The 13,204-nt window shown below is 61.1% G+C and carries 9 protein-coding genes and 1 pseudogene; 7 read left to right on the top strand and 3 right to left on the bottom strand.

Annotated features, from left to right (window positions below):
* Positions 1–74 precede the first annotated feature (74 nt).
* Positions 75–1,067 carry a 2-hydroxyacid dehydrogenase gene (locus tag AC1DXW_RS15190; RefSeq protein WP_477754813.1) on the bottom strand — a complete coding sequence of 331 codons (993 nt, stop codon included), beginning with the start codon at positions 1,065–1,067 and terminating at the stop codon, positions 75–77.
* 171 nt (positions 1,068–1,238) lie between these two features.
* Positions 1,239–3,997 (bottom strand): annotated as a pseudogene (locus tag AC1DXW_RS15185) (response regulator).
* 215 nt (positions 3,998–4,212) lie between these two features.
* Here AC1DXW_RS15185 and AC1DXW_RS15180 point away from each other — a divergent pair.
* From AC1DXW_RS15180 to AC1DXW_RS15150, 7 genes are all read left to right on the top strand, one after another.
* On the top strand, positions 4,213–4,932 hold the full coding sequence (locus AC1DXW_RS15180; RefSeq protein WP_477754815.1) for a response regulator transcription factor: 720 nt from the start codon (positions 4,213–4,215) through the stop codon (positions 4,930–4,932).
* Positions 4,922–6,343, top strand: a complete 1,422-nt coding sequence (locus AC1DXW_RS15175) for a histidine kinase sensor domain-containing protein (protein WP_477754816.1) — start codon at positions 4,922–4,924, stop codon at positions 6,341–6,343. The genes AC1DXW_RS15180 and AC1DXW_RS15175 overlap by 11 nt, the downstream gene beginning before the upstream one ends.
* Before the next feature lie 168 nt (positions 6,344–6,511).
* On the top strand, positions 6,512–7,414 hold the full coding sequence (gene cysM / locus AC1DXW_RS15170) for a cysteine synthase CysM (RefSeq protein WP_477754817.1): 903 nt from the start codon (positions 6,512–6,514) through the stop codon (positions 7,412–7,414).
* Positions 7,414–8,766, top strand: a complete 1,353-nt coding sequence (rlmD, locus tag AC1DXW_RS15165) for a 23S rRNA (uracil(1939)-C(5))-methyltransferase RlmD (protein WP_477754818.1) — start codon at positions 7,414–7,416, stop codon at positions 8,764–8,766. The genes cysM and rlmD overlap by 1 nt, the downstream gene beginning before the upstream one ends.
* Positions 8,767–8,888: 122 nt before the next feature.
* Complete coding sequence (gene relA / locus AC1DXW_RS15160) at positions 8,889–11,132, top strand: GTP diphosphokinase (RefSeq protein ID WP_477760160.1); 2,244 nt, start codon at positions 8,889–8,891, stop codon at positions 11,130–11,132.
* Between the two features lie 126 nt (positions 11,133–11,258).
* Positions 11,259–12,092 carry a nucleoside triphosphate pyrophosphohydrolase gene (gene mazG / locus AC1DXW_RS15155; protein WP_477754820.1) on the top strand — a complete coding sequence of 278 codons (834 nt, stop codon included), beginning with the start codon at positions 11,259–11,261 and terminating at the stop codon, positions 12,090–12,092.
* Positions 12,093–12,120: 28 nt separating this feature from the next.
* Positions 12,121–12,663, top strand: coding sequence for a DUF2058 domain-containing protein (locus AC1DXW_RS15150; RefSeq protein WP_477754821.1), 543 nt, complete (start codon positions 12,121–12,123; stop codon positions 12,661–12,663).
* A gap of 35 nt (positions 12,664–12,698) precedes the next feature.
* Here AC1DXW_RS15150 and AC1DXW_RS15145 read toward each other — a convergent pair whose 3' ends face one another.
* The gene (locus AC1DXW_RS15145; protein ID WP_218427367.1) at positions 12,699–12,887 is read right to left on the bottom strand and encodes a hypothetical protein; all 189 of its coding nucleotides are present in this window, start codon (positions 12,885–12,887) and stop codon (positions 12,699–12,701) included.
* Positions 12,888–13,204: the final 317 nt, after the last annotated feature.

The raw sequence follows: 13,204 nt of genomic DNA, 5'->3' as shown, positions 1-13,204 counted from the left end.
TCCTCCAAATATGCGCGATATGCTATCACGGGCTTGCACACCGCATCGCGCAGGCAGATGACCTTCGATCCGTTTCAGTCTCCCGTCACCTGGTTTTCCGGGGTGCCCGCCGTCCAGGCTGCAATGTTGCGCAACGTGGTGGCGGCTATCGCGTCCAGCGCTTCGCGGGTCAGAAAGGCCTGGTGTGCGGTGACGATCACGTTAGGGAAGGTCAGCAACCGGGCCAGTACATCGTCTTGCAGCGGCAGGTCGGAGCGGTCCTCGAAGAACAACTGCGCCTCTTCCTCATACACATCCAGCCCCAGGTAACCCAGGCGACCGTCTTTCAGGGCATCGATCAGCGCCGGGGTGTCCACCAGGCCGCCACGTCCGGTATTGATCAGCATTGCGCCCGGTTGCATGTGCGCCAGGGATTGGCGGTTGATCAAGTGCTTGCTCTGCTCGTTGAGCGGGCAGTGCAGGCTGATGATCTGCGATTCGGCCAGCAGCTGCGGCAGGCTCAGGTAGCGCGCGCCAAGGGCTTCGACCTGCGGGTTGGGGTAGGGGTCACAGGCCAGTAACTGGCAGCCAAATCCGCTCATGATTTTGGCGAAGGTGGCACCGATCTGACCGGTGCCGACCACGCCGACGGTCTTGCCTACCAGGTCGAAACCCGTCAGCCCCTGCAGTCTGAAATCCCCTTCGCGAGTGCGGTTGTAGGCGCGGGGCAAGCGGCGGTTGAGTGCGAGGATCAGCGCCACTGCATGTTCGGCCACCGCGTGGGGCGAATAGGCCGGGACGCGCACGATGGCCAGTCCCAGACGTTTTGCCGTCGGCAAGTCGACATGGTTGTAACCGGCCGAGCGCAGGGCGATCAGGCGAGTGCCACCGGCGGCCAGGCGTTCGAGTACCGCCGCGCCGAGGTCATCATTGATGAACGCACAGACCGCTTCATACCCCTGGGCCAGCGCCACTGTGTCGAGGCTCAGGCGCGCAGGCTGAAATTGCAGCTCGATGCCGACCGGTTGTTCGGCAGCTAGAAAACTGTCGCGGTCGTAGTTCTGGCTGCTGAAAAAAATCGTACGCATGATGTCCTCTCTGTCCCGTTTCTGTAGGAGCTGCGGTGCGGCGATCCGACTTGCCTGCGAAGAGGATCTCAAACCCTGTGCTGTCTCTGAGGCCGCCTTCGCTGGCAAGCCAGCTCCTACAGGGTTTGCGCTGAGCTTATGCTGATGTTTGATTGACGCAGTTGCGCTGCATCAAGCATTCATGCGCGCCTGGGCCGCCAGGCGATTGATCGCCCGGTCGAGTTCCTCCAGTGCCACGCCGGCATTCGGGTCCTGTTGCTTGAGCAGGGTTTCGCTGCGTTGGCAGGCCGCACGCAATTGCGGTACGCCGCAGTAACGCGTCGCGCCATGCAGGCGATGGACCCGTTCGATCAGGGCGTTGTGGTCGTTGCTTTGCTTTGCTGTGCGAGGCGGATGGCTTCGCGGTCAGCCTCCAGGGACGCCAGCAGCATCGCCAGCATGTCCGCCGCCAGATCAGCCTTGCCGGCGGCCAGGCGCAATCCTTCGTCGTGGTCGAGTACCAACAGGTCGTGGGCGCCAGCATGCCCATCGCCGGAGCGCTCCGGGCTGTGATTGCGCAGCGCCAGGCCGCTCCATTTCAGCACCACCTGTGCCAATTGCCGTTCGCTGATCGGTTTGGTCAGGTAGTCGTCCATGCCGCTTTGCAGCATCGCGCGTTTTTCGTTGGCCATGGCGTGGGCGGTGAGGGCCACGATCGGCAGCGGCGTGCAATGGCGTTCGCTTTCCCATTGGCGGATCGCCTCGGTGCTCTGGCGGCCGTCCATGCCGGGCATCTGCACGTCCATCAACACCAGATCGAATGTCTCGTTCTGCACCGCCTTGATGGCGGCAAAACCGCTTTCCACCGCGAGCACATTGGCGCCCATGTCTTCGAGCAGGGTCTGCACCAGCATCAGGTTGGCCGGATTGTCGTCGACGCAAAGCACCTTCGGTGCACGGCTGGACAACGGTTCGCCCGGCTCGCGGCGCATCGGGCGCGGGTTGACCAGATCAGACAGGGAGCGTCGCAACTTGCGGGTACAGGCCGGTTTCGCCTGGAGCTGGCTGTGGGGGTTGGGCACGGAAAGATGGAACAGCGTCTGTTCCGTGGTCGGGCACAGCACCAGCACTTTGCAGCCAAGATGCTCGAGGTCCCAGATGTGCTGGTTGAGGCGTTCCGGCGGCATGTCGTTGCTGGTGATGCCGAGCACTGCAAGTTCGATCGCCTGATCGGTCTGGTGGGCGGCGGTGACGCCATTGGTCAGGCTTTCCAGGGTGTTGAACGGTGTGGTGTTGAGGCCGCAGTCTTCCAGTTGATGCTGCAAGGCCTGCCGGGCCAGTTCGTGGTTTTCCAGCACCGCCACCCGGCGCCCGAGCAGCGGCGCGGCGGGCAGGTCTTCGGCATCGTCACGGGTTTTCGGCAGGCTCAGGCTGATCCAGAATTCCGACCCTTCCCCCGGCGTGCTGTCGACGCCGATCTCGCCGCCCATCTGTTCGATCAGGCGTTTGGAAATCACCAGGCCCAGGCCAGTGCCGCCCGGTTGCCGCGATAGCGAGTTGTCAGCCTGACTGAAGGCCTGGAACAGGGCGCGTACGTCCTGGCTCGACAGGCCGATGCCGGTGTCCTGAATGCTGATGCGCAGCTGCACGGTGTCTTCGTGTTCTTCTTCGAGCATGGCGCGGGCGACGACGGTGCCTTCGCGGGTGAACTTGATCGCATTGCTCACCAGGTTCGTCAGGATCTGCTTGAGCCGCAACGGGTCGCCTACCAGTGACAGCGGCGTGTCCCGATACACCAGGCTCACCAGTTCCAGCTGCTTGGCGTGGGCGGCCGGGGCGAGGATGGTCAAGGTGTCCTGGAGCAGGTCGCGCAGGTTGAACGGAATATGGTCGAGCACCAGCTTGCCAGCTTCGATTTTCGAGAAGTCGAGAATCTCGTTGATGATGCCCAGCAGGCTGTCGGCGGATTTTTCGATGGTGCCCAGGTAGTCGAGCTGGCGTGGGGTGAGCTCGCTTTTTTGCAACAGGTGGGTGAAGCCGAGAATGCCATTGAGCGGCGTACGGATTTCATGGCTCATGTTGGCCAGGAATTCGGATTTGATCCGGCTCGCTTCCAGGGCCTCCTTGCGCGCCAGATCCAGCTCGATGTTCTGGATCTCGATGGTTTCCAGGTTCTGGCGCACGTCTTCGGTGGCCTGGTCGATGCTGTGCTGCAATTCTTCCTGGGCATTTTGCAGGGTGCCGGCCATGCGGTTGATGCCGGAAGCCAGTTCATCCAGTTCCTGGCTGCCGAGGGGCGGCAAGCGGGTCTCCAGGTGGCCGTCCTTGAGTTGGGCCACGGCCTGCTTGATCTGGCTCAACGGCCGATTGATCGTGCGGCCCATGCGCAGGGCCAGCAGCGCCGCACCGATCAGTCCCGTAGCGATCAACATCAAGCTGGCGAACAGGCTGCGGTAACCGCGCAACAGCATGTTGTTATGGGACAGTTCGAGCTCGACCCAGCCAAGCAGGCGGTCTGCTTCTTCGGGAATCACGTCTCCGGCCAGATTGCGGTGTTTGCCGAATACCGGCAGCAGATAGCGGGTCGCATCGCTGCCGCTGTGGCGCAGCATTTGCGTGCCACTGCCAGAGGGCGTCTGATTGAGCATGGTCGGGCCGGCGTGGGCCAGCAACGTGCGGTCGGGAGCCAGGAAGGTCACTGCCCGTACGTCGGTTTGCTCCAGGGCCTGGGTGGCGATGCGTTCGAGCAGTTCGTTGTCCTGATGGCCCATGGCTGGCGCCGTCAGTGGAGCCAACTGCTCGGCGATCATTTCGCCGCGCTGCATGAGTTGGGTTTGCAGGTCAGCCTGTTGCATCCAGGTAAAATACCCCCCCAGCACCAACGCCATCAGACTGGTTGGCAACAGGGTCAGCAACAGCACGCGGCCTTTGATTCCCAGTTTCTTGAGCACGCATCTCTCCTGCATCCCGCTATTTATAGACCCGTACATGCATCCGCCATGCACCACTTGCGCAGTGTAGCGATTTGCTCGCGGGCAATCTTCGTAAAAATGGTGCAGTCATTCGTCCGCCCGGGCGACTCTTTGGCGATACGGACAAACCGTGGGTTGCCCCTGGCGAGGCAATCTTGAATAATCGCTCAACTGAGAATTGTTTGCAGATAGTCATGACTCCCATCACTGCTGGCCTCCCCCGAATCCTGTCCATCGAAGACGACCTTGTGCTCGGCGCCTACGTTCACGAGCACCTGGACCGCAGCGGCTTCCAGGTGACCTGGTGCCAGAACGGCCAGGAAGGCCTGGACATTGCCCGCCGGCAGCCTTTCGACGTGGTGTTGATGGATATCCTGCTGCCGGGCATGGACGGCCTGGCGGTACTGACTCAATTGCGCCAGAGTCATTCCACCCCGGTGTTGCTGATGTCGGCCCTCGGTGCCGAGGCCGATCGCATCAGCGGTTTTCGCCTGGGGGCCGACGATTACCTGCCAAAGCCCTTCAGCATGGTGGAGTTGCGGGTGCGCATCGAAGCCATTCTGCGGCGGGTGGCACTCGACCGCCGGCCCGCACCCGCAGTGCCAGCCCCGTCGATGGACAGCCTGCGTTTCGACGATGAAAGCTTCGAGGTGTTTTATGGCGAACAGGCTGGCGGCCTGACCCGCAGCGAGTATCGGCTGCTGGAGACGCTGCACCGCAGCGTCGACGAAGTATTGAGCAAAGCCTTCCTCTATCAACAGGTGCTGCAACGCGGTTATGCGGCCCATGACCGCAGCCTGGACATGCACATCAGCCAGATCCGCCGCAAGCTCAAGGCCATTGGCTACACCGAGCGCGAAGTGCGTACGGTATGGGGCAAGGGTTACATCCTGAGCGCCGCCGATGAAATGTAACGTGCCGGGCAGGCACTCGCTGTTCTGGAAACTGGCTTGTCTATTGGTCGCGTTCTGTCTGCTGATGATCTGGTTGAGTTGGTCATGGGGGCGTTACATGGAGGAGCGAAACCAGTTCCTATCCGATGAGGCCCGCGGCACCCTGTCCGGTTATGCCGCCGAAGCCGAGCAGGCGTGGAAGCAGCGCCAGAGCGCCGGTGTCGATGACTGGCTGCAAGGCATGGGTCAGCGGGAAAAAGGCTGGGTCGGTGTCATCGGTGGTGATTTGCAGTCCTTGAGCAACCAATCGCTGACGGACAAGGAAGTCGAACGCCTGACTTTTTTGCGCGGCCTCGATTGGCCCATTCACAAGAAAGGCCGGCCGTGGATACGCATACCGTTTCCCGGCGACCCGTCCACTGGCAGCCTGGTGATCGAACTGCCCGAACGCTTTCTGCCTGGGCAATACCGGGTGTTCTGGCGGGTGATCACCAACGGCGTGATTCCGGGGTTGTTCACTTTGCTGCTGTGCGTCGGGCTCTACCGTTTGCTGGTAGTGCCGCTCAATCACTTGCGTGAGCAGGCCAATGCCTGGCGTGCCGACCAACTGAATGTGCGCCTATCGAGCCGCACCACCAATCGTTCCGATGAATTGGGTGAGCTGGGGCGGGCGTTCGATCACATGTCCGAGCGCCTGCAAAGCACTGTGGCCTTGCAGCAGCAACTGTTGCGCGACCTGTCCCACGAATTGCGCACGCCTTTGAGCCGCCTGCGGGTGGCCAGTGAAAGCGAGCAGGGGCTGGAGCCATTGCGCGAACGTATCGGTCGTGAGGTCGATAGCATGCAGCGCCTGGTGGAAGACACGCTGCAACTGGCATGGCTGGACACCGAGCGCACCCGGTTGCCCGACGAGGCGATTCAGATCCAGGCCCTGTGGGAAATGCTCACGGAAAACGCCTGCTATGAAAGTGGCTGGCCCGATACGCAGTTGCAATGCACGGTGGATGCATCCTGCTGGGTTCGCGGTCATCTCAATACCCTGGCCCAAGCGTTGGAAAACATTCTGCGCAATGCCATTCGTCATTCGCCGACGGGAGGCATCGTCCAATTGGGCGGACGGCGTGATGGCGATTTCTGGCACCTGTGGCTGGAGGATCAGGGCGGTGGAGTGGCGCAAGCGGATCTGGAGCGGATCTTCCTGCCGTTCACCCGGCTCGACGGTTCGCGGCCGGGGGATGGTGGGTTTGGGTTGGGGTTGAGCATCGCCCGGAATGCGGTGCAGCGTCAGGGTGGACAGCTGTGGGCGCAGAACACCGGGACCGGGTTGCGCTTGAATATGCGTCTGTTGGCGGATGATGGTGGTGCCCGTGACGACGCCATCGCGAGCAGGCTCGCTCCCACATTGACTGTGTTTCAACCGAAAAATATGTGATCACCTCAGTCCCCTGTAGGAGCGGGCTTGCCCGCGATGAGGCCCTCATGTTCACCGCAAAATATCTGCTTATTCCCATAAACCATAAGCACCACACTTTGCGTGATATGGCCTGCGAACGTTTGCCGGTATGATAGTCGCCCCCGCAGTCTGGATTGCGAATACGCCATGACCTTGCAGTACCCAACCATCGCCGATTGCGTCGGCAACACTCCGCTGGTCCGTTTGCAGCGCCTGCCCGGCGCCACCAGCAATACCCTATTGCTCAAGCTCGAAGGGAACAACCCGGCGGGTTCGGTCAAGGACCGTCCGGCGCTGTCGATGATCACCCGCGCCGAACTGCGCGGGCAGATCCACGCCGGCGATACACTGATCGAAGCGACCTCGGGCAACACCGGGATCGCCCTGGCCATGGCCGCTGCGATCAAGGGTTACAAGATGATCCTGATCATGCCGGACAACTCCAGCGCCGAACGCAAGGCAGCCATGACCGCCTATGGCGCCGAGCTGATCCTGGTCAGCCAGGAGGAGGGCATGGAAGGTGCCCGCGACCTCGCCCAGCGCATGGAAGCCGAAGGTCGCGGCAAGGTACTGGATCAGTTCGCCAACGGTGATAACCCCGAGGCGCACTACACCACCACTGGCCCGGAAATCTGGCGCCAGACCCAGGGCACCATCACCCATTTCGTCAGCTCCATGGGCACCACCGGGACCATCATGGGCGTGTCGCGCTACTTGAAAGAGCAGAACGACAACGTGCAGATCATCGGCCTGCAACCAATGGAAGGTTCGGCGATCCCGGGTATCCGTCGCTGGCCTCAGGAATACCTGCCGAAGATCTATCAGGCTGATCGCGTGGACCGGATCGTCGACATGGCCCAAGTCGAAGCCGAAGACGTGACCCGTCGCCTGGCCCGTGAAGAAGGCATTTTCTGTGGCGTGTCCTCGGGCGGCGCCGTGGCGGCAATGCTGCGCCTGTCCAGAGAAGTTGAAAATGCGGTGATCGTCGCGATCATTTGCGACCGCGGCGACCGTTACTTGTCGACCGGCATTTTCGACGCGCCCAACTGATGGCCAAACATGAAAGAGGCCTGCGCTTCCAGCCCACCGGCGGCAGCAAGGCCCCGCAAATCCCGACCGGCAAAAAACAGCGCCTGACCATCGAGCGCCTGGCCAATGACGGTCGCGGCATCGCGTTTTTCGAAGGCCGTACCTGGTTCGTCATCGGTGCGTTGGCCGGCGAAGAAATCGAGGCTCGCGTACTCGGTGCCCACGGCAAAGTGGTCGAGGCGCGGACCGAGCGGGTGTTCAACGCCAGCGAGTTGCGCCGCCCGGCACCGTGCGCCCATGCCGGCCGTTGCGGCGGCTGCAGCGTGCAGCATCTGCCCCACAACGAACAACTCGCCCTGAAACAGCGCATGCTCGCCGAGCAATTGTCCAAGGTCGCCGGTGTCGCGCCCGAGGAGTGGGCCGAACCATTGACCGGTCCGGAATTCGGCTACCGTCGTCGCGCCCGTGTGGCGGTGCGCTGGGACATGAAGGCGAAGAAACTCGAAGTCGGGTTCCGCGCCGCCGGCAGCCAGGACATCGTTGGCATCGATGATTGCCCGGTGCTGGTACAGCCCTTGCAACCAATCATGACCCGCCTGCCCCAGATGCTGCGACGCTTGAGCAAACCTCAGGCACTCGGGCATGTGGAGTTGTTCAGCGGCTCGACGTTGGCGATTTTGCTGCGGCACATGGCGCCGTTGTCCGACGCCGACCTGACGATCCTCAAGGATTTCTGCGCGTTCCACGAAGCCCAGTTGTGGCTGCATGGCGACGGTGAACCGCAGCCGGTCGAGGCCGATCAGTCGTTGGGTTATCGTCTTGAACAGTGGGGTCTGGAGCTGGCATACCGTCCCGGGGATTTCATCCAGGTCAACGCCGCAGTCAACGAAGCGATGGTCGCCCAGGCGCTGGACTGGTTGAAGCCGACAGCGGATGAGCGCGTACTCGATCTGTTCTGTGGTCTGGGCAACTTTGCCTTGCCACTGGCCAAGGCCGCTCGCGAAGTGGTGGCGGTCGAAGGTGTGCAGGTGATGGTCGATCGGGCAGCGGCGAATGCGGCTAGCAATAATCTGCATAACGCGAAGTTTTTTCAGGCCGATTTATCCCAGCCTTTGACGGACGCCGAATGGGCCGCCGAAGGCTTTTGTGCGGTACTCTTGGACCCACCGCGTGACGGTGCTTTCGAGGTTGTTCGCAAGCTCAAGACCCTGGGCGCCGAACGGTTGGTGTACGTGTCGTGCAACCCGGCCACTCTGGCGCGTGACACGGTCGAATTGATCAAGCAGGGCTACCGGTTAAAACGTGCCGGGATTCTCGATATGTTTCCTCAAACGGCACATGTCGAGGCCATGGCGTTATTTGAAGCGAGCTAGGATGCTCGTCTGGTCCGACTGGCCCGCCCGTGCAGCCGCGCACCCAGCCCGATGTGGGCGCACGGGCAACGAAGGTCAGCGATTTGACGCATTGAATCTGCGTCGTAGGGAAGGTAAGCAAGATGGTACAGGTGAGAGCACACCAGCCGATCAACACCGACGGCAGTATCAATCTCGAGGCTTGGCTCGATCACGCGGTGAGTGTCGATCTGGCACTGGATCGCGAAGCCTTGAAAGAGGCCTGCGAGTACGCTCGCGAGGCCGAACAACAAGCCAATGCGGCACAGAATCTGTGGTCGGAAGGGAACTCCACGTTCCGTACCGGCCTTGAGATCGCCGAGATTCTCGCCGATCTCAAACTCGATCAGGACTCACTGGTCGCCGCGGTCCTGTACCGGGGCGTGCGCGAAGCCCAGATCCCGTTGCCGGCAGTCAGCCAGCGCTTCGGCCCGGTGGTGGCCAAACTCATCGACGGCGTGCAACGCATGGCGGCGATCAGCGACAGCCTGAGTCCGCGCAAATCCATGGTGATGGGCACCCAGGGCCAGGTGGAAAACCTGCGCAAGATGCTGGTGGCCATGGTCGACGACGTTCGCGTCGCCCTGATCAAACTGGCCGAGCGTACATGCGCCATCCGTGCGGTGAAGACCGCCGACGACGAAAAACGCAACCGCGTCGCCCGTGAAGTCTTCGACATCTACGCGCCACTGGCCCATCGCCTGGGTATCGGTCACATCAAGTGGGAACTGGAGGACTTGTCCTTCCGTTACCTGGAGCCGGACCAGTACAAGCAGATCGCCAAGTTGCTCCACGAGCGGCGACTCGATCGCGAGCGCTTTATCAGCGACGTGATGAGCCAGCTGAAAAACGAATTGCAGGCCACCGGCGTCGATGCCGACATCAGCGGCCGGGCCAAACACATCTATTCGATCTGGCGCAAAATGCAGCGCAAGGGTCTGGAGTTCAGCCAGATCTACGACGTTCGAGCCGTTCGCGTGCTGGTGCCGGAAATGCGCGATTGCTACACCGCGCTCGGCATCGTCCATACCCTTTGGCGGCACATTCCGAAAGAGTTCGACGACTACATCGCCAACCCCAAGGAAAACGGCTATCGCTCGCTGCACACAGCGGTGATCGGGCCCGAGGGCAAGGTGCTGGAAGTGCAGATCCGCACCCATGCGATGCACGAAGAAGCCGAACTTGGTGTGTGCGCGCACTGGCGCTACAAGGGCACCGACGTCAAGTCCGGCTCCAATCACTACGAAGAGAAAATCTCCTGGCTGCGCCAGGTACTCGAATGGCACGAAGAGCTGGGCGACATCGGTGGCCTGGCGGAACAGCTGCGGGTCGATATCGAGCCCGACCGGGTTTACATCTTTACCCCGGACGGTCACGCCATCGATTTGCCGAAGGGTGCGACGCCGCTGGACTTCGCCTACCGTGTACACACCGAAATCGGTCACAACTGCCGTGGCGCCAAGATCAACGGGCGCATCGTGCCGCTCAATTACAGCCTGCAAACCGGTGAACAGGTCGAGATCATCACCAGCAAGCACGGCACCCCGAGCCGCGACTGGCTGAACCCGAACCTGGGTTACGTCACCACATCGCGGGCGCGGGCGAAGATCGTTCACTGGTTCAAGTTGCAGGCCCGTGACCAGAACGTCGCGGCCGGTAAAACGCTGCTTGAGCGCGAGCTCAATCGCCTCGGTCTGCCCGCGGTGGATTTCGACAAGCTGGCCGACAAGGCCAACATGAAAACCGCCGAAGACCTGTTCGCCGCCCTCGGCGCCGGGGATCTGCGCCTGGCGCAACTGGTCAACCTGGCGCAGCAACTGGTCGAGCCGGAGCGTGGCAACGAGCAGCTGGAACTGATTCCACGCAAGGCCACCGGCTACAAGCCGGGCAAGCGCGGCGATATCCAGATCCAGGGTGTCGGCAACCTGATGACCCAGATGGCCGGCTGCTGCCAGCCGTTGCCGGGCGATGCAATCGTCGGTTACATCACCGTGGGTCGCGGCGTGAGCATTCACCGCCAGGACTGCGCCTCGGTGCTGCAGCTGGCCGGGCGCGAGCCCGAGCGAATTATCCAGGTCAGCTGGGGGCCGGTGCCGGTGCTCACCTATCCGGTGGACATCGTCATCCGCGCCTACGACCGTTCCGGTCTGCTGCGTGACGTCTCGCAGGTGCTGCTCAATGAGCGGATCAACGTGCTGGCGGTCAACACCCGCTCGAACAAGGAGGACAACACCGCGTTGATGTCCCTGACCATCGAGATTCCGGGGCTGGACGCATTGGGGCGGTTGCTGGGGCGGATTTCCCAGTTGCCGAACATCATCGAAACCCGGCGTAACCGTACGCCGTAAGACATGTAGGAGCGAGCTTGCTCGCGAAGAACCTGAGGGCGACGCGTTCATTCAGACAGCATGCGTCATCGTTAACGTCCATCGCGAGCAAGCTCGCTCCTACAAAGAGCGGGCAGAGATTGAAAGATGTATTCACTTGAAGATTTATTGCACCTGATGAACCGCCTGCGCGACCCGCAGTACGGTTGCCCGTGGGACATCAAGCAAACCTGGGCCACCATCGTCCCGCACACCCTCGAAGAAGCCTACGAAGTCGCCGATGCCATCGAGCGCGGCGACTTCGATCACTTGCAGGGTGAGCTGGGTGATCTGTTGTTCCAGGTGGTTTATTACAGTCAGTTGGCTCGGGAAGAGGGGCGCTTCGAGTTCGCCGGCGTGGTCGACGGCATCACCCGCAAGCTGATCCGTCGTCATCCCCACGTGTTCCCCACCGGTGACCTGTATGCGCCGCTGGATGTCCCGCGTTTGAGTGAAGAGCAGGTCAAGCAGCGTTGGGAAGAGATCAAGGCCGAGGAGCGCGCGGAGAAATCTTCAGCGCCCGAACAGCTATCGTTGCTCGATGATGTTCCCGCCGCACTGCCAGCGTTGTCCCGTTCGGCAAAATTGCAGAAGCGCGCGGGGCAGGTCGGGTTCGACTGGCCAGATGCCTTGCCGGTGCTCGATAAAGTGCGTGAGGAGCTCGATGAAGTCCTCGAAGCGATGTCGGAAAACGATCCCGAAGCCGTGGCCGACGAGATCGGCGATCTGCTGTTTTCCGTGGTCAATCTGGCGCGGCATCTCAAGGTCGATCCGGAAGCCGCACTGCGTGGCGCCAACGGCAAGTTTGAACGACGCTTTCGTTTTATCGAACAGGCATTGCGCGACACCCGCCGTCCCATGGAAGATTGCACCCTCGAAGAGTTGGACGCCTTGTGGGGCGAAGCCAAACGTCAGGAAAAGAATTTGCCCAGCTGCGGTTGAGCAGTGGCCTAAGTGAGTAATAAGCACCATGAGCATTTCCCTTCGCGACCAGTTGCTCAAAGCAGGGCTGGTCAACCAGAAGCAGGCCAAGCAGGTCAGCAAAGACAAGCAGAAACAACAACGCCTGGCCCACAAAGGCCAGATCGAGCTGGATGACTCCCAGCAGCGCGCGGCGCAGGAAGCCATGGCCGAGAAGGTCAAGCGCGACCAGGAACTCAACCGCCAGCAGCAGGAGAAGGCCGAGGCCAAGGCCCGTGCCGCGCAGGTCAAGCAATTGATCGAAGTCTCGCGCCTGCCGAAATTGACGACCGAGGATTACTACAACTTCGTCGACGACAAGAAGGTCAAGCGCATCAGCGTCAACACCCTGATGCGCAACAAGCTCAGCAGCGGTTCGCTGGCCATCGTGCATCACGCTGGCGGCTACGAAGTGATTCCGCGCGAGGCGGCACTGAAGATTCAGGAACGCGACCCACAGCGCATCGTGCAATTGAATGTGCAGACCGAAGAGGTCGCTGCCGAGGACGATCCGTACGCCGCCTATAAGATCCCTGATGACCTGATGTGGTAACACTTGTAGGAGCGAGCTCGCTCCTACAAGTTTTCTCAGGCGGACTGTAACTCGCGTTGCTGTTCCAGGGTTTCCAGTTCGGCCTTGTAGTTTTGCGCATCGGTCTCGGAATGGAACATCCCGACCAGCAGGTCTTGTTGATGCACATCCCAGATCCGGATACCGGCGGCTACCCCCTCGTGGGATTTATGTGAATCGTCGCGTTCAGTTACTTTTACAGTCATCTGCTAGCTCCAATCTCTGTTATCTGCAGCAAGGCGTGTGCAGGCCTCTGTTATAGAGTTTGGTAGCTTGCTAAGTAAACGACTGGGTTTGGTAACGGTTTTTTGCAAAAACGGAAACAGTGCTGCAGCCCGCGGAATCCGCGACATTCAGTCGCAGGGCGTTAAGTTTCATGACAAAAGCTTCATGTTCAGAAACCTCACGCACACCCTGTAGGAGCTGCCGAAGGCTGCGATCTTTTGATCTTGATCTTCCGGGCATCGCCGAAAAACAAGATCAAAAGATCGCAGCCTTCGGCAAAGATCGCAGCCTTCGGCAG

The sequence above is a fragment of the Pseudomonas sp. P4_C4 genome (assembly GCF_056402055.1).
The sequence above is the reverse complement of the archived record's forward strand: the minus strand, read 5'-3'. Positions and strand labels throughout refer to the sequence as shown.

Bases quoted from the DNA above. Each gene is read 5' to 3' on its own strand.
- AC1DXW_RS15190 (WP_477754813.1), bottom strand. From the start codon at position 1,067: ATGCGTACGATTTTTTTCAGCAGCCAGAACTACGACCGCGACAGTTTT.
- AC1DXW_RS15180 (WP_477754815.1), top strand. From the start codon at position 4,213: ATGACTCCCATCACTGCTGGCCTCCCCCGAATCCTGTCCATCGAAGAC.
- AC1DXW_RS15175 (WP_477754816.1), top strand. From the start codon at position 4,922: ATGAAATGTAACGTGCCGGGCAGGCACTCGCTGTTCTGGAAACTGGCT.
- cysM (WP_477754817.1), top strand. From the start codon at position 6,512: ATGACCTTGCAGTACCCAACCATCGCCGATTGCGTCGGCAACACTCCG.
- rlmD (WP_477754818.1), top strand. From the start codon at position 7,414: ATGGCCAAACATGAAAGAGGCCTGCGCTTCCAGCCCACCGGCGGCAGC.
- relA (WP_477760160.1), top strand. From the start codon at position 8,889: ATGGTACAGGTGAGAGCACACCAGCCGATCAACACCGACGGCAGTATC.
- mazG (WP_477754820.1), top strand. From the start codon at position 11,259: ATGTATTCACTTGAAGATTTATTGCACCTGATGAACCGCCTGCGCGAC.
- AC1DXW_RS15150 (WP_477754821.1), top strand. From the start codon at position 12,121: ATGAGCATTTCCCTTCGCGACCAGTTGCTCAAAGCAGGGCTGGTCAAC.
- AC1DXW_RS15145 (WP_218427367.1), bottom strand. From the start codon at position 12,887: ATGACTGTAAAAGTAACTGAACGCGACGATTCACATAAATCCCACGAG.